Annotated in this window: 15 protein-coding genes and 5 tRNA genes; 7 read left to right on the forward strand and 13 right to left on the reverse strand. The window is 69.9% G+C overall.

The genetic code is table 11. From position 1 onward, the window contains the following. The first annotated feature begins 141 nt into the window (after positions 1–141). Both cofC and D581_RS1000000141735 read left to right on the forward strand, forming a co-directional pair. Positions 142–828 carry a 2-phospho-L-lactate guanylyltransferase gene (gene cofC, locus D581_RS0129625; protein ID WP_026291030.1) on the forward strand — a complete coding sequence of 229 codons (687 nt, stop codon included), beginning with the start codon at positions 142–144 and terminating at the stop codon, positions 826–828. Between the two features lie 10 nt (positions 829–838). Further along, positions 839–1,042: a hypothetical protein gene (locus tag D581_RS1000000141735; RefSeq protein ID WP_018960765.1), complete on the forward strand. Its 204-nt coding sequence runs from the start codon at positions 839–841 to the stop codon at positions 1,040–1,042. Positions 1,043–1,161: 119 nt separating this feature from the next. Here D581_RS1000000141735 and D581_RS0129635 read toward each other — a convergent pair whose 3' ends face one another. From D581_RS0129635 to leuC, 4 genes are all read right to left on the reverse strand, one after another. Beyond that, positions 1,162–1,833: an HU family DNA-binding protein gene (locus tag D581_RS0129635; protein ID WP_018960766.1), complete on the reverse strand. Its 672-nt coding sequence runs from the start codon at positions 1,831–1,833 to the stop codon at positions 1,162–1,164. A 142-nt stretch (positions 1,834–1,975) separates the two neighbouring features. Beyond that, a complete protein-coding gene (locus tag D581_RS0129640; protein WP_026291031.1) occupies positions 1,976–2,203 on the reverse strand; it encodes an SCO5555 family protein in 228 nt (75 codons plus the stop codon). A gap of 104 nt (positions 2,204–2,307) precedes the next feature. After that, entirely contained in the window at positions 2,308–2,901 is a 594-nt protein-coding gene (gene leuD / locus D581_RS0129645; RefSeq protein WP_018960768.1) for a 3-isopropylmalate dehydratase small subunit, read from the reverse strand. Positions 2,902–2,903: 2 nt separating this feature from the next. Beyond that, on the reverse strand, positions 2,904–4,331 hold the full coding sequence (gene leuC / locus D581_RS0129650) for a 3-isopropylmalate dehydratase large subunit (protein ID WP_018960769.1): 1,428 nt from the start codon (positions 4,329–4,331) through the stop codon (positions 2,904–2,906). A 174-nt stretch (positions 4,332–4,505) separates the two neighbouring features. Between leuC and ndgR the strand changes: the two genes are divergently transcribed. Next, positions 4,506–5,222 (forward strand): IclR family transcriptional regulator NdgR, encoded by a 717-nt coding sequence (gene ndgR / locus D581_RS0129655; protein ID WP_003966003.1) that lies wholly within the window; start codon positions 4,506–4,508, stop codon positions 5,220–5,222. 196 nt (positions 5,223–5,418) lie between these two features. Here the strand turns inward: ndgR and D581_RS0129660 are convergent. From D581_RS0129660 to D581_RS0129700, 9 genes are all read right to left on the reverse strand, one after another. Next, positions 5,419–5,491, reverse strand: a tRNA-Glu gene (locus D581_RS0129660). A gap of 20 nt (positions 5,492–5,511) precedes the next feature. Next, positions 5,512–5,583 (reverse strand) — tRNA-Gln (locus D581_RS0129665). 12 nt (positions 5,584–5,595) lie between these two features. Beyond that, positions 5,596–5,668: transfer RNA gene (locus D581_RS0129670), tRNA-Glu, on the reverse strand. Positions 5,669–5,730: 62 nt separating this feature from the next. After that, positions 5,731–5,803, reverse strand: a tRNA-Glu gene (locus D581_RS0129675). A gap of 38 nt (positions 5,804–5,841) precedes the next feature. Continuing rightward, positions 5,842–5,913, reverse strand: a tRNA-Gln gene (locus D581_RS0129680). A gap of 87 nt (positions 5,914–6,000) precedes the next feature. Beyond that, positions 6,001–6,720 carry an HAD family hydrolase gene (locus D581_RS0129685; RefSeq protein WP_018960770.1) on the reverse strand — a complete coding sequence of 240 codons (720 nt, stop codon included), beginning with the start codon at positions 6,718–6,720 and terminating at the stop codon, positions 6,001–6,003. 98 nt (positions 6,721–6,818) lie between these two features. Then, positions 6,819–8,294 (reverse strand): glutamate--tRNA ligase, encoded by a 1,476-nt coding sequence (gene gltX / locus D581_RS0129690; RefSeq protein WP_051114656.1) that lies wholly within the window; start codon positions 8,292–8,294, stop codon positions 6,819–6,821. Next, positions 8,287–9,072 carry a fumarylacetoacetate hydrolase family protein gene (locus tag D581_RS0129695; RefSeq protein WP_018960772.1) on the reverse strand — a complete coding sequence of 262 codons (786 nt, stop codon included), beginning with the start codon at positions 9,070–9,072 and terminating at the stop codon, positions 8,287–8,289. The genes gltX and D581_RS0129695 overlap by 8 nt, the downstream gene beginning before the upstream one ends. 92 nt (positions 9,073–9,164) lie before the next feature. Continuing rightward, the gene (locus D581_RS0129700) at positions 9,165–9,347 is read right to left on the reverse strand and encodes a hypothetical protein (protein WP_018960773.1); all 183 of its coding nucleotides are present in this window, start codon (positions 9,345–9,347) and stop codon (positions 9,165–9,167) included. A gap of 584 nt (positions 9,348–9,931) precedes the next feature. Here D581_RS0129700 and D581_RS0129705 point away from each other — a divergent pair. The 4 genes from D581_RS0129705 to D581_RS0129720 form a co-directional block, all read left to right on the forward strand. After that, complete coding sequence (locus tag D581_RS0129705) at positions 9,932–13,789, forward strand: sensor histidine kinase (RefSeq protein ID WP_018960774.1); 3,858 nt, start codon at positions 9,932–9,934, stop codon at positions 13,787–13,789. Between the two features lie 9 nt (positions 13,790–13,798). Further along, entirely contained in the window at positions 13,799–14,212 is a 414-nt protein-coding gene (locus D581_RS0129710; RefSeq protein ID WP_006127850.1) for a roadblock/LC7 domain-containing protein, read from the forward strand. A gap of 135 nt (positions 14,213–14,347) precedes the next feature. Further along, positions 14,348–14,755 carry a DUF742 domain-containing protein gene (locus D581_RS0129715; RefSeq protein ID WP_020679255.1) on the forward strand — a complete coding sequence of 136 codons (408 nt, stop codon included), beginning with the start codon at positions 14,348–14,350 and terminating at the stop codon, positions 14,753–14,755. After that, positions 14,736–15,214: ATP/GTP-binding protein (locus tag D581_RS0129720; protein ID WP_078625961.1), on the forward strand; the 479-nt coding region annotated here is incomplete at its 3' end. The genes D581_RS0129715 and D581_RS0129720, both read left to right, overlap by 20 nt.

Consider the following 15,214-nt stretch of genomic DNA (forward strand, 5'->3'; position numbering starts at 1 on the left):
ACCTTCCTTAGGGATTTCGACGTGCGGCCTGGCCACTGAGGGTCAAGTCTCGCCCCAGGCCCCTGCTCTGTCGAGAACACCGTACGCCTCACGTTCGGTAGCGGACCTCCAGGTTGTCGTACCGGCGGGCGAGAATAAGTGCTGACGCGCACGGAGGGGGAGATCGCCACGAACACCGATCCGGCCGGGCCCTGGTCCCTGGTCGTTCCGCTGAAGCCGCTCGCACGGGCCAAGAGCCGCCTGAGGCAAGCGGCGGGCGATGCTGCGCGGCCCCGGCTGGCCCTGGCGTTCGCCCAGGACACGGTGGCCGCGGCGCTGGCCTGTCCCCTGGTGCGGGATGTGGTGGTCGTCACGGACGATGCCGTGGCCGCGGCGGCTCTTTCGGCGCTCGGGGCGCGGATCGTGCCGGACGTTCCGGGGGCCGGGCTCAACGCCGCGCTCGCGCACGGCGCAGGCTCCGTTCGGGCCCTGCGGCCCGCCGCCGCGGTGGCCGCGCTCAACGCGGATCTGCCGGCACTGCGCACCGACGAATTGGCGCGCGTGCTCGATTTTGCTTCCGCTTTTCCCAGCGCTTTTCTCCGGGACGCGGCGGGAATCGGAACGACATTTCTGGCCGCCGCGGGCGGTGCGGAATTCCGTCCGGCTTTCGGTGGTCCGTCCGGGGCCCGGCACCTGGCGTCGGGGGCGGTGGAAATAGCGCTGTCCGCCGTCGACTCGGTGCGCCGGGACGTGGATACGGGCGAGGATCTGCGGGTCGCCCTGGCCCTGGGGGTGGGGCCGCACACGGCGCGTATCACGGCCGCTGCCGCCCCGTCCCGTGACCGATAGGCTGCCGCCCATGCAGGCGACCTCGTACACGTACGACCCCGAGACCCGCAGCGGCAGCGTGCTGCTGGACGACGGCACCCCGGTGGACTTCGACGCCACGGCCTTCGACGCGGGCGGTCTGCTGCTGCTGCGTCCGGGGCAGCGGGTGCGGATCGAGGGCGAGGGTGTGGGAGCGGACCTGCGGATCACGCTGGTGACGCTGCAGACGTTCTGACCCCGCCCCGGCCGGAGCGGGACCGCTGGGCCGAACGGGACCCACAAAGCCCGCGGGCCGGGCTCCCCCGGAGGGGAGCCCGGCCCGGCGCGTTGTGATGAGCGAGCGGGTGCCCGGTCTCACTTCTTGCGTGCGGTGGCCTTCTTGGCCGTGGTGGTGCGCGCCGTGGTCTTCTTCGCGGGCGCCTTCTTCGCCGTGGTCTTCTTGGCGGGCGCGGTCTTGCTGGGCGAGGCCTTCTTGGCGGTCGTCGCGGCCTTCTTCGCCGGAGTCGCCTTCTTGGCTGCCGCGGAGGCCTTCTTGGCCGTCGCGGTGGTCTTCTTCGCGGTGACCTTCTTGGCTGCGGCGGTGGTCTTCGCCGGAGTCGCCTTCTTGGCGGTGGCCTTCTTCGCGGTGGCCTTCTTGGCGGCCGACTTCTTGGCGGCGGCGGCCTTCACCGTCGTACGGGCGGCGGAGGATCCGCCCGAGAGGCTGCCCTTGGGGGCCTTCTTGACGGCCACGTCGTTCTTGGGAAGCTTCTTCGAGCCGCTCACCAGGTCCTTGAAACCCTGGCCCGCGCGGAAGCGGGGCACCGAGGTCTTCTTGACCCGGACGCGCTCACCCGTCTGCGGGTTGCGGGCGTACCGGGCGGGGCGGTCGACCTTCTCGAACGAGCCGAAGCCGGTGACCGAGACACGGTCCCCGGCGACAACGGCACGGACGATCGCGTCGAGTACCGCGTCGACAGCGTCTGCGGCCTGCTGACGGCCGCCGACCTTGTCGGCAATCGCTTCTACGAGCTGCGCCTTGTTCACGTCTTCCCCTTCGGAGACATTGCCAGAACGAAAGTGTTCAAGCTTTTTCGCACGTTAGGCAGATATATACCGCAAATCAAACACGAAACGGGCTAATCACCCTAGTGCCGCAACGAAGTCGACCGATGCGCAGTTCCACGTGTCAGTCACCTTCGGGGAATCGGCCCTCATCGAGGTCCTTCATCATCCGGTCCAGACGCCTTGCCGCGTCCGGGAGATCGTGCTTCGCCGCGGCCGTAACGACCAGCAGCTTCCGGGTCAGCGCCATCCGTACGCTCTCCGGGACTTGCAGTGCACGCACCTTCGCGTGCGCTTCCTTCAATCGGTCGGCGACTTGGCCATAGAGCTTGAGTTGGCTGTCGCGTTCCATGCACCGATTGTGCCATCTGGGGCGAGTTGTCGCCCGACGGGGTCTCAACAAGCGACTGTGCCCCCTGCCGGGAGGCAGGGGGCACAGTCCTGGAAAAGCGCTGCTCAGGCGGCAATGGTACGCGGCTTGAAGGCGGGCCTGGCCGCCTCGTACGCGGCGATGTCCGCTTCGTTCTGAAGGGTGAGGCTGATGTCGTCGAGGCCGTTGAGCAGTCGCCAGCGGGCGTTCTCGTCGAGCTCGAAGTCGGCGGTGAGGCCCTCGGCGCGGACCTGGCGCGCCTCCAGGTCGACGGTCACCTCGACGGTCGGGTCGGCCTCCGTCAGCTCCCAGAGGGCGTCGACGACCTTCTGCTCCAGGACCACGGTGAGCAGGCCGTTCTTCAGCGAGTTGCCCCGGAAGATGTCGGCGAAGCGGGAGGAGACGACGGCCCTGAAGCCGTAGTTCTGCAGGGCCCAGACCGCGTGTTCGCGGGAGGATCCCGTACCGAAGTCGGGGCCGGCGACCAGGACCGAGGCGCCCTGGCGCTCGGGGCGGTTGAGGACGAAGTTCTCGTCCTTGCGCCAGGCTTCGAAGAGCCCGTCCTCGAACCCGTCGCGGGTGACCTTCTTCAGCCAGTGCGCGGGGATGATCTGGTCGGTGTCGACGTTGCTGCGGCGCAGCGGAACGGCCCGGCCGGTGTGCGTGGTGAATGCTTCCATGGCTATCGGACTCCGGCGGGGGTACGGGCGTCGGACAGGTCGGCGGGCGAGGCCAGATGGCCCAGCACCGCGGTGGCGGCGGCGACCTGGGGCGAGACCAGGTGAGTACGGCCGCCCTTGCCCTGCCGGCCCTCGAAGTTGCGGTTCGAGGTGGAGGCGGAGCGCTCGCCGGGGGCCAGCTGGTCGGGGTTCATGCCGAGGCACATCGAACAACCCGCGTGCCGCCATTCGGCGCCGGCCTCGGTGAACACCTTGTCCAGGCCCTCGGAGACGGCCTGGAGCGCGACCCTGACCGAGCCGGGGACGACCAGCATCCGTACGCCGTCCGCGACTTTGCGGCCGTCCAGGATCGAGGCCGCGTTGCGCAGGTCCTCGATCCGGCCGTTGGTGCACGAACCTACGAAGACCGTGTCGACGTTGATGTCGCGCAGCGGCTGTCCTGCGGTCAACCCCATGTACTCCAGGGCCTTTTCGGCGGCGTGGCGCTCCGAGGCGTCCTCGTACGAAGCCGGGTCGGGGACGTTGGCCGACAGGGGCGCGCCCTGGCCGGGGTTGGTACCCCAGGTGACGAACGGGGCCAGTTCGGTGGCGTCGATGACGACCTCGGCGTCGAACACCGCGCCGTCGTCGGAGCGCAGGGTCTTCCAGTACGCGACGGCGGCGTCCCAGTCCTCGCCCTCGGGGGCGTGGTCACGGCCCTTGAGGTAGTCGAAGGTGGTGGCGTCGGGGGCGATCATGCCCGCGCGGGCGCCGGCCTCGATCGACATGTTGCAGATGGTCATCCGGGCCTCCATCGAGAGCTTCTCGATGGCGGAGCCGCGGTATTCGAGGATGTAGCCCTGGCCGCCGCCGGTGCCGATCCGGGCGATGATCGCCAGGATCAGGTCCTTCGCGGTGACCTCGTCGGGCAGTTCGCCCTCGACCGTGATGGCCATGGTCTTCGGGCGGGCCAGCGGCAGCGTCTGGGTGGCGAGGACGTGCTCCACCTGGCTGGTGCCGATGCCGAACGCCAGGGCGCCGAACGCGCCGTGCGTGGAGGTGTGGGAGTCACCGCAGACCACGGTGGTGCCGGGCTGGGTCAGACCCAGCTGCGGGCCCACCACGTGCACCACGCCCTGTTCGACGTCGCCCAGGGGGTGCAGCCGGACGCCGAAGTCCGCGCAGTTCTTGCGCAGGGTCTCCAGCTGGATGCGCGAGACCGGGTCGGCGATCGGCTTGTCGATGTCGAGGGTCGGGGTGTTGTGGTCCTCGGTGGCGATGGTGAGGTCGAGGCGCCGCACCGGACGTCCGGCCTTGCGCAGCCCGTCGAAGGCCTGCGGGCTGGTCACCTCGTGCAGCAGGTGCAGATCGATGAAGAGGAGGTCGGGCTCGCCCTCCGCGCGTCGGACGACATGGTCGTCCCAGACCTTCTCCGCGAGTGTCCTACCCATCGCTTTCCCTCCGGCCGGCGTCTTCGCCGGCCCAACTAGAGATTCGGTGCGCCTCCGTCCGGACCCCCGTGCGGGGCGGTGGCTACGAGCCGTTGTGCGGCCGCCCGTACAGGTTCGCAACTTCCGCCGAAAATTGAACTTGCGTTTCACAGAGTGAGACGGGAGTATCGTCGTATGGACAACTCTAGCGGCGTCGGCGTTCTCGACAAGGCAGCTCTGGTATTGAGCGCCCTGGAGTCCGGTCCGGCCACCCTCGCCGGGCTGGTCGCGGCGACCGGGCTCGCACGGCCCACGGCCCATCGACTGGCCGTGGCACTGGAACACCACCGGATGGTGGCGAGGGACATGCAGGGCCGGTTCATTCTCGGCCCCCGGCTGTCGGAACTGGCAGCCGCGGCGGGCGAGGACCGCCTGCTGGCCACGGCCGGACCGGTGCTCACCCACCTGCGCGACATCACCGGCGAGAGCGCGCAGCTCTACCGCCGGCAGGGCGACATGCGTATCTGCGTGGCCGCGGCGGAACGGCTGTCCGGGCTCCGGGACACGGTGCCGGTCGGCTCGACCCTCACGATGAAGGCGGGTTCCTCCGCCCAGATCCTGATGGCCTGGGAGGAGCCGGAGCGTCTGCACCGGGGCCTCCAGGGCGCCAGGTTCACGGCGACGGCGCTCTCCGGCGTACGGCGGCGGGGCTGGGCCCAGTCCATCGGCGAGCGGGAGCCGGGCGTCGCCTCGGTCTCGGCGCCGGTACGCGGCCCGTCGAACCGGGTGGTCGCCGCGGTCTCGGTCTCCGGGCCGATCGAGCGGCTGACCCGCCACCCCGGCCGGATGCACGCCCAGGCGGTCATCGACTCGGCGGCACGGCTGAGCGAGGCACTGCGCCGCACGGGCTGACGCCGCGCACCACTTCCTCCCGACCGCATCTCCCGAAGGCCGCCCCAGCGTCGTGGCGGCCCTTTTCCTTTTCCGGGGAGCCCTCGCAGGGCGCAACTACAGCGCCGGGCGGGCGACTTGGCACGGGGCATCCCGCTCCGGGACAAGCAGGAAGGCCCTCCACCGAGGTGAAGGGCCTTCCCGTACCGCTCTGTTGTACCCCCGACCGGATTCGAACCGGCGCTACTGCCGTGAGAGGGCAGCGTGCTAGGCCGCTACACAACGGGGGCGTGTTTACTGCTGACTTGCGCTGGGCTACCAGGACTCGAACCTAGAATGACGGTACCAGAAACCGTAGTGTTGCCAATTACACCATAGCCCATGGTGTGACAAGTACCCCCGACCGGATTCGAACCGGCGCTACTGCCGTGAGAGGGCAGCGTGCTAGGCCGCTACACAACGGGGGCCCTAGCGATCCTGCATCGAGAGCGATGGGTGCGACCCATGATGTTCTCGCGGGAAGGATCTGTACCCCCGACCGGATTCGAACCGGCGCTACTGCCGTGAGAGGGCAGCGTGCTAGGCCGCTACACAACGGGGGCTTGTCCTGCTGATCTTGCTCGTACTGCTTGGTCTTGCGCTGGGCTACCAGGACTCGAACCTAGAATGACGGTACCAGAAACCGTAGTGTTGCCAATTACACCATAGCCCACTGAAATGCAACCCCTGGTGGGGATTCATCTCTGTCTGCGCTTCCCGGCCGGATCTTTCGGCCCGCTCGGGCGGCGCAGAAAGAACATTACCCGAAGGTGTCCGGCGCTCCAAAACGGGTATTGCCCGCCAGTAGACCGGGGAGCTGGTCGAGCCCGGTGATCGTCACGAGATCCGGCCTCCCGCCGCTGCTCCGCCGGTCGAGCCAGATGCCGGTCAGCCCGGCGGCGACGGCTCCACCGGCGTCGATGTCGGGCTCGTTGCCGACGTACGCCACCTCGTGCGGCTCCAGTGCGAGCGCCTCGCAGGCCGCGTGGAAGGCGCCGGCCTCCGGCTTGGAGATCCCCAGCTCGACCGCGCAGACCATCGCTTCGAAGCGGTCCCGGATGCCGAGCGCGGTGAGCTTGTGGTGCTGGTGGTCGGTGTTGGCGTTGGACAGGATTCCGTGGCGGTAGTCGCGGGCCAGCAGGTCGAGCACCGGCAGGACGTCCGGGAAGAGCGTCCAGGCGGCCTCGTAGTGGGCGGCGTGACGGCCGAACCACGCCTCGGCCTCGGCATCCTCCAGATCGCGGGAGAGGAACTCCCGCACCCGGTCCCGCCGCTGCCCTCGGAAGTCGGTCTCACCGGCGGTCATCCGGGTCCAGTGCCGAACGCTCAGCGCCTTCCAGGCGTCGAGGGCCACCTCCACCGTGGCGTACCCCTCGGGCAGCCCCTCACGCTCCAGGTGCTGCCGCATACCGATGCGGTCGGCATGCGCGTAGTCGAAGATCGTGTCGTCGATGTCCCAGAGCACGGCGCGGATCGGCATGGATCTCACGGTAGCCGCATGCCAGGGGCCGTGGAGGCGGAAAAGCCGAGGAGGGCAGCAGCCGGTCGGCTGCGGCCCTCCTCGGGGTGTCCTGTCGCTTACGCGGTCAGCTTCGCCAGCGCGGCGTCCACGCGGGCCAGGCTCTTGTCGCGGCCCAGGATCTCCAGGGACTCGAAGAGCGGCAGGCCGACGGTGCGGCCGGTGACGGCGACGCGGACCGGGGCCTGCGCCTTGCCGAGCTTGAGGCCGTGGGCCTCGCCGGCGGTGAGGACGGCGTTCTTCAGGGACTCCGGGTCGCTCCAGTCGGCCGCTTCCAGGTTGGCGCGGGCCGTGGTGAGCAGGGCCGCCGGGTCGCCCTTCATCGCCTTGGTCCAGGACGCCTCGTCCTCCACCGGCTCGTCGAGGAAGAGGAAGTCGACGTTGTCCGTGATGTCGGAGAGCACCGTGACCCGGGTCTGGGCGTACGGGGCGATCCGCGTCCACTTCTCCGCGTCGAACGCCTCCGGGGCCCAGGGGGCGAAGGGGGCCCGCAGCCAGGGGCCGCAGGCCTCGGTGAAGGCCTTCACGTCCAGCATGCGGATGTGCTCGGCGTTGATGTGCTCGCACTTCTTGAGGTCGAAGCGGGCCGGGTTGGCGTTGACGTCCTTGATGTCGAACGCGGCGACCAGCTCGTCCATCGAGAAGATGTCGCGGTCCTCGGCGATCGACCAGCCCAGCAGCGAGAGGTAGTTCAGCAGCCCCTCGGGGAGGAAGCCGCGCTCGCGGTAGAGGTTGAGCGAGGCCTGCGGGTCACGCTTGGAGAGCTTCTTGTTGCCCTCGCCCATGACGTACGGCAGGTGACCGAAGGCGGGGGTGTCCTTGGCGATGCCCAGCTCGATGAGCGCCCGGTACAGGGCGATCTGGCGCGGGGTGGAGGAGAGCAGGTCCTCGCCGCGCAGGACGTGGGTGATCTCCATCAGCGCGTCGTCGACCGGGTTGACCAGCGTGTAGAGCGGGGCCCCGTTGGCGCGGACGATGCCGTAGTCCGGGACGTTCTCCGGCTGGACGGTGATGTCGCCGCGGACCAGGTCGGTGAAGGTGATGGCCTCGTCGGGCATCCGGAAGCGGACGATCGAGCTGCGGCCCTCGGCCTCGTACGCGCTCTTCTGCTCGGCGGAGAGGTCGCGGCAGTGGCCGTCGTAGCCGGATGGCTTCCCGGCGGCGCGGGCGGCGTCGCGGCGGGTGTCCAGCTCCTCGGTGGTGCAGTAGCAGGGGTAGGCGTACCCGGCGGCGAGCAGCTTCTCGGCGACGTCCTTGTACAGGTCCATCCGCTGCGACTGGCGGTAGGGGGCGTGCGGGCCGCCGGTCTCGGGGCCCTCGTCCCAGTCCAGGCCCAGCCAGCGCATCGAGTCGAGCAGCTGCTGGTAGGACTCCTCGGAGTCGCGCGCCGCGTCGGTGTCCTCGATCCGGAAGACCAGGGCGCCCTGGTGGTGCCGGGCGAAGGCCCAGTTGAAGAGCGCCGTCCGGACCAGGCCCACGTGGGGGTTACCGGTCGGGGAGGGACAGAAACGTACACGGACTGGTGCGTTAACCACGCTTGATCACCTTGTTGGTGAGAGTGCCGATGCCTTCGATGGTGACGGCGACCTCGTCGCCGATGTGCAGGGGGCCGACCCCCGCGGGGGTGCCCGTGAGGATCACGTCGCCCGGGAGCAGCGTCATGGCCTCCGTGATGTGGACGATCAGGTCCTCGATGGAGCGGACCATGTCGCTGGTGCGGCCGAGCTGCCGCTGCTCGCCGTTGACCGTCGCCTGGATGGTGAGGTCGTGGGGGTCCACCTCGGTCTCCACCCAGGGGCCCAGCGGGCAGGAGGTGTCGAAACCCTTGGCGCGGGCCCACTGCTTCTCGCGCTGCTGAACGTCGCGGGCGGTGACGTCGTTGGCGCAGGTGTAGCCGAGGATGACGTCCTTGACCCGCTCGCGGGGGACCTCGCGGCACATACGGCCGATGACCACGGCCAGCTCGGCCTCGTGGTGCAGCTCGTTGGAGAAGGAGGGGTACTCGATCGCGTCGCCGGAGCCGATCACCGAGGTGGTGGGCTTGAAGAAGGTGATCGGCGCGTCGGGGACCTCGTGGCCGAGTTCGGCGGCGTGCTCCGCGTAGTTGCGGCCGATGGCCACGACCTTGTTGGGGAGCACGGGGGGCAGCAGCCGGACCTTGCTCAGCGGGACCTTGGTGCCCGAGAGCTCGAAGTCGGCGTACGGAATGCCCTTGATGATGTCGAGGACGAGGTCACCGGATTCCACGGTGCCCTGCCCCTCGACGGCGCCGAAGGCGACATTGCCGTCGATGGAGAACCTGGCGATGCGCACGGGATGCTGTCGCCCCTCACTTGCTGGCTGACTGAAGACTGACGCTCCAGGCTAACGCCGATGAGGGGGGACAGCCGCGCGCACTGGGGGCCCTACTGGGCGGCCGTGGCCGGGGCTTCCATCAGGATGGTGCGGCGCGGGTTGGCCGTCACGGTCGGGAGGTCGGCGGCGTGCTCCGGCTGGGGGGGCGTCCGCAGCGCTTCGGCGTCCTTGAGGTGCGCCAGCGTGGTGCGCCGGGGGTTGGCAATGTTGCGGAACATCGTCGTCGTCTTCATCTGCCGTCAGGACCCTGTCGGTGAGGGCGTCGCTCGTCGCGGCGCCGGCTTGTCGGATTCGCCATCCCTGTAAAGCGTCAGGCTAAACATCCGATTCCCCGCCGGAGCCGGGATGAGACGGCGATCATCATGTGAGTTTGCTCACGAACTAATCGACAATTGACCCATTACGGACAGCTGACCTTGATCCACAAAACGGACAATGCATGACTGAATCCACCATTCCGCTCCTGATCATCGCGTCTGGGACACCCCCCTCCCCTAGGTGAGTCCTCCGCAATAGTCCGCTTTACCCATGATCACTCTCCACTGCTTGTTACCTGCCCATCACAACGTGTCACGCAGGTCACAGCCCGGTACGCGGCCCTTGTTGGAGATCCTGCACTGTGCTGGAATTCCACGCACCGCCGCGGGTTTCAGGCCGGCGCGCAGGGGCGCTACGCAGCGCCGAGTGGCGGCGGGAGGGGGAAGTACGCCGGTCACTCATACGACCACCCATGGGGCGCGTCCAGCGCCCCACGACGCCGACACCGTTCTTGTCCGCACACGCGGGCGGGACGCCTGGTCCAGAGGTTGCGACGCTAGTGCAGGGACGTTTCAAGAGGGATGGCAGCGCTCCGGCGGAACAGGAGCCGCGCGGCGGGACCGACCGCGGTTCCTCGCCCCAGCACGCCCAGAACCCCGGGCCGGCCGCTGCCGGCGACAACAGCGACCGCGCGCAGGGCCCGGGCTCCACGACGAGCGGCGGCGCGGAGCCGAACACGCCGGCACAACCGCGCGGCCCGGTCGACACGGGTTCGCGCATAGCGCTCCGTAACTGGCGCATCAGCACGCGACTGGTCTCGCTCCTCGCCCTCCCCGTGGTCGCCGCGACCAGCCTGGGCGGTCTGCGGATCAACGAGTCCATGAACGACAGCCAGCAGCTGCAGCACATGCAGCTGCTGACCAGGATGACCAAGCAGGCGACCTCGCTCGCCCAGGCGCTGCAGGTGGAACGCGACCAGTCGGCCGGTCCGCTGTCCAACAAGTCCAAGCCCACCGACTACAAGGTCACCGGGCCCCGGGACAAGACCGACCGGGCCAAGGACGCCTTCCTCGACGGGACCGACTCGATCGGTGACTCCGAGGGCGACGAGGCGCTCGACAGCATCCACGCGAGCATCTCGCAGATCGCCTCCCAGCTCGGCACCATCCGTACGATCCGCAAGACGGCGTACGAAGAGGGCGCGCCGAGCCTCAACACCATCGACCAGTACAACCAGCTGATCACCTCGCTGCTGAGCCTCTCGCAGGACATGGCGCAGGCGACCAGCAACCCGGACATGATCAAGCGGACCCGGGCCCTGGCGGCGTTCTCCTCCGCCAAGGAGTACGCCTCGGTCCAGCGCGCGGTCATCGCCGCGGCCCTGCCGGGCGGTTCGGTCAAGGAGCCGCACCTCAACCCGAACGACCGGCAGTTCGGCTCCAACGCGCTCGCCAAGGAGTCCCGGGCCCTCACCTCGTTCAAGACGATCTACGGGACGACCGGGGAGAGCGCCGAGGAGCTCATGGCGCCCCTGGACAACGGCAACCCGGAGATCAACGCCGGGAACATGTACGCCAAGCGGATCCTGGACACCACGAACGGGATCGAGGGCAAGCAGGTCCGGTCGTACCTGGACTGGTACGACCAGAGCACCATCAAGATCAAGGCCATGGAGACGATCGAGGCCACCCTCCTCAGCGACATGGAGGCCAAGGCCCGCGAGCTGCGCCAGGCCTCCCAGCGCGAGGCGATCATCAACGGCGCGGTCATCCTCATCGTGCTCGGCGTCTCGCTCGTCGGCGCCTTCGTGGTGGCCCGCTCCATGATCCGTTCGCTGCGGCGTCTGCAGGACACCGCCACCCGGGTCGCCCAGGACCGGCTGCCCGAGCTCGTCAAGCAGCTCTCCGAGACCGACCCGCAGGACGTCGACACCTCCGTCGAGTCCGTCGGCGTGCACTCCCGGGACGAGATCGGCCAGGTGGCCGCGGCCTTCGACGACGTGCACCGCGAGGCCGTCCGCCTCGCCGCCGAGCAGGCCCTCCTCCGGGGCAACGTCAACGCGATGTTCACCAACCTCTCGCGCCGCTCCCAGGGCCTCATCCAGCGCCAGCTCTCGCTCATCTCCGAGCTGGAGTCCCGCGAGGCCGACCCGGACCAGCTGTCCTCGCTCTTCAAGCTCGACCACCTCGCGACCCGTATGCGCCGTAACGGCGAGAACCTCCTCGTCCTCGCGGGCGAGGAGCCGGGACGCCGGTGGACCCGGCCCGTCCCGCTGGTCGACGTGCTCCGCGCCGCCGCCTCCGAGGTGGAGCAGTACGAGCGCATCGAGCTGACCGCGGTGCCCGCCACCGAGGTCGCCGGCCGGGTCGTCAACGACCTCGTGCACCTGCTCGCCGAGCTGCTGGAGAACGCGACGTCGTTCCCCTCGCCGCAGACGAAGGTCAAGGTCACCGGTCACGCGCTGCCCGACGGCCGGGTGCTCGTCGAGATCCACGACACCGGCATCGGCCTCTCCCCCGAGGACCTCGCCGCGATCAACGAGCGGCTCGCGCAGCCGCCCACCGTGGACGTCTCCGTCTCCCGCCGCATGGGTCTGTTCGTGGTCGGCCGGCTGTCGCTGCGTCACGGCATCCGGATCCAGCTGCGCCCCTCCGACTCCGGCGGTACGACCGCACTGGTCATGCTGCCCGTCGACGTCGCGCACGGCGGCAAGCAGCCCCCGTCCAAGCAGGGCCCCGGACAGCAGCCCGGCGCCCCGGGCGGTCTGCTCGCGGGCAACGGGAACGGCGCCGGCAACGGTCAGCGCGCGGGCCTGGGCGGCGGGCCCGCCGGTCCGGGCGCCAAGAGCCTCGGCGGTGGACCGGGCGCCCAGCGCGGCCAGGTCGGCGCGGGCGCGGGTCCCCGGGCGGCGCTGCCGGCCCGGGACACCGGGGCCGGCCGTCCGCAGGGCCCTCAGGGCGGCGGCCAGCCGAACAACGGCGGACCCGGCCAGGACTTCCCCGGTCAGGGTCCGGCGCCCCAGCGCCAGGGCGGCGGCCTCTCCGGCGCCTTCGGCAACAGCGCCCGGCTCGGCGCCCGCGGCGGCCAGGGTGGCCCGCAGGGCGAGGCCCCGGGCCGCGGTGACGCGACCAACCTGTTCGGGCACGGCGCTCCGCCCTCCCCCGGGCAGAACGGGCGCCCGGGTCAGTTCGCACCGCCGAACCAGCAGAACCCGTCCGGCTGGCAGAACCAGTCGAACCAGCAGAACCAGCAGGGCCCGGGAGCGCAGCAGAACCAGCAGGGCCCCGGAGCGCAGCCCCAGGGCCGTCAGGAGCGGAGCGGCCCCGACCAGGGCGGCTTCCCGCAGTCCGGCGGCCCCGGCCGTCAGCTGCCGCCGCCCGGTGGACCGCGTGCGGAGCTGCCCGGGGGCAACCCCCAGCCGCAGCGGCCGACGACCCCCAGCTGGGGCGCGGACACGCCGCGCGGTCACGAGGAGCACGACGCGACCGGGCAGTTCGCCCGTCCGGCGGACCTCGGCCAGGACCGGTCGTTCAACGCCCCGCTGAACCAGCGGCCGTCGGACGACCGCCAGGGCCCCGGCGCCACCTCCGAGTTCGCCCGGCCCGACTTCTCGGCGCCGGGGGCTCCCCAGGACCCGTCGTATCCGCAGGGCGCTCCGCAGGGCCAGGACCCGGCGAGTACCGCGCAGTTCGCTCGGCCCGACTTCGGTGTCCCGCAGCAGCCGGACCAGAACCAGCTGGGCCAGAACCAGCTCGGTCAGAACCAGCTGGGCCAGGGGCAGTACGACCAGGGTCAGCAGCTGCCCGCGCCGCGTCAGCGCGGTGCGGAGGGCAACGACTTCGGCGCGCCGCTGCCGTCCGCCTCCCCGGCCGGCGAGGCCCCGCCGTACCGTCCCGCGCTGCCGCTCCAGCCCCAGCAGCCGGAGGCCCTGCCGCCGGCCGGGCCCGGGGACGGCCGTACGCCGCTGTACGACACCCTGGAGACGAACTGGTTCCACGGTCCGGGCCAGGGCGGCCAGCAGCCGCCCGCCGAACCGCAGGCGCCGGCCGCTCCGGACTCCTCCGATGTGCCGGTCCCGCCCATGCCTCGGCGTGGTGCGGCCGACCCCTCGGTCACCAGCTCGTGGCGGGCCTCACCCAACGACGAGCTCGTACGCCAGGCCGAACGGGTCAAGAAGCCCGCCGCCGGCGGGGTCACCACTTCCGGGCTGCCACGCCGTGTCCCCCGCGCCAATTTGGTTCCGGGGACCGCACAGCAGCAGAATCACCAGTCCGGACCACAGGTTTCGCGCGCGCCCGATGACGTGCGCGGTCGTCTGACCAATCTCCGCCGGGGCATCCAGCAGGGTCGGCAGGCCAACAACGGCCCGCAGACCGGCAGTATCCATCTCGGCCCCACTCACCAGCAGGAGCGTTAGTTGAGCCCCATGAGTCAGGCCGCGCAGAATCTGAACTGGCTGATCACCAACTTCGTGGACAACACCCCAGGCGTTTCCCACACGGTGGTGGTCTCCGCGGATGGCCTGCTGCTGGCGATGTCCGAAGGTTTCCCGCGCGACCGCGCCGACCAGCTCGCGGCGGTCGCGTCGGGGCTCACCTCGCTGACCGCGGGTGCGTCCCGGATCTTCGAGGGCGGCGCCGTCAGTCAGACGGTTGTGGAGATGGAGAGGGGATTCCTCTTCCTCATGTCCATCTCCGACGGTTCGTCACTGGCCGTTCTGGCCCACCCGGACGCCGACATCGGTCTGGTCGGGTACGAAATGGCCCTCCTGGTCGACCGTGCGGGCACCGTCCTCACGCCCGACCTCCGCGCCGAACTCCAAGGAAGTCTGCTCCACTAGGCGGCCATCCAGCGGATTCACAACACGATCCCCCCAGGTAATGCCCATAACCCTCACCCGTCAGGCCGCCTTAGTCCCCTCACCGGCCCCTTGCAGACGGCAAGCCGAGAACCTGCTGTCACGCCCGGAGGATTCATGACCCCGCCACCCGCCTCATCCGATCCGTACGGCGCACTGCACCACGCGTCGTACGACGGTGAAGGCGACCAGCCGCTGGTTCGTCCTTATGCCATGACCGGCGGCCGGACCCGGCCGCGCTACCAGCTCGCGATAGAGGCACTGGTCAGCACGACGGCAGACCCCGCGCACCTGGGGACCCTGCTCCCCGAGCACCAGCGGATCTGCCACCTCTGCCGTGAGGTCAAGTCGGTGGCGGAGGTGTCGGCGCTGCTGTCGATGCCGCTCGGCGTCGCCCGGATCCTGGTGGCGGACCTGGCGGAAGCCGGCATGGTGGCCATCCACCAGCCGGGCAACGGAGAGGCCGGCGGCGCGCCGGATGTGACACTGCTCGAAAGGGTGCTCAGTGGACTTCGCAAGCTCTAGCGGCGGTACGGGCCGCTCCACCACCTCGGCGAAGATCGTGGTGGCGGGCGGCTTCGGCGTGGGTAAGACCACGTTTGTCGGTGCCGTTTCGGAGATCAACCCGCTGCGCACCGAAGCCGTGATGACGTCCGCCTCGGCGGGCATCGACGACCTGACCCACACCGGGGACAAGACCACCACGACGGTGGCCATGGACTTCGGACGCATCACCCTGGACCAGGACCTGATCCTGTACCTCTTCGGCACACCCGGCCAGGACCGCTTCTGGTTCATGTGGGACGACCTGGTCCGCGGCGCCATCGGCGCCGTCGTCCTCGTCGACACCCGCCGCCTCGCCGACTGCTTCCCCGCCGTCGACTACTTCGAGAACAGCGGACTCCCCTTCGTCATCGCCCTCAACGGCTTCGACGGACACCAGCCCTACACCCCCGACGAAGTACGCGAAGCACTCCAGATCGG

Source organism: Streptomyces sp. CNB091 (genome assembly GCF_000377965.1).

What these genes read in the sequence shown, in the direction of transcription:
- D581_RS0129640 (WP_026291031.1), bottom strand. Translation starts at nt 2,203, where the DNA reads ATGGAACGCGACAGCCAACTCAAGCTCTATGGCCAAGTCGCCGACCGA.
- leuD (WP_018960768.1), bottom strand. Translation starts at nt 2,901, where the DNA reads ATGGAAGCATTCACCACGCACACCGGCCGGGCCGTTCCGCTGCGCCGC.
- D581_RS0129685 (WP_018960770.1), bottom strand. Translation starts at nt 6,720, where the DNA reads ATGCCGATCCGCGCCGTGCTCTGGGACATCGACGACACGATCTTCGAC.
- D581_RS0129700 (WP_018960773.1), bottom strand. Translation starts at nt 9,347, where the DNA reads ATGAAGACGACGACGATGTTCCGCAACATTGCCAACCCCCGGCGCACC.
- D581_RS1000000141735 (WP_018960765.1), top strand. Translation starts at nt 839, where the DNA reads ATGCAGGCGACCTCGTACACGTACGACCCCGAGACCCGCAGCGGCAGC.
- ndgR (WP_003966003.1), top strand. Translation starts at nt 4,506, where the DNA reads ATGGACAACTCTAGCGGCGTCGGCGTTCTCGACAAGGCAGCTCTGGTA.
- D581_RS0129710 (WP_006127850.1), top strand. Translation starts at nt 13,799, where the DNA reads ATGAGTCAGGCCGCGCAGAATCTGAACTGGCTGATCACCAACTTCGTG.
- D581_RS0129715 (WP_020679255.1), top strand. Translation starts at nt 14,348, where the DNA reads ATGACCCCGCCACCCGCCTCATCCGATCCGTACGGCGCACTGCACCAC.
- leuC (WP_018960769.1), bottom strand. Translation starts at nt 4,331, where the DNA reads ATGGGTAGGACACTCGCGGAGAAGGTCTGGGACGACCATGTCGTCCGA.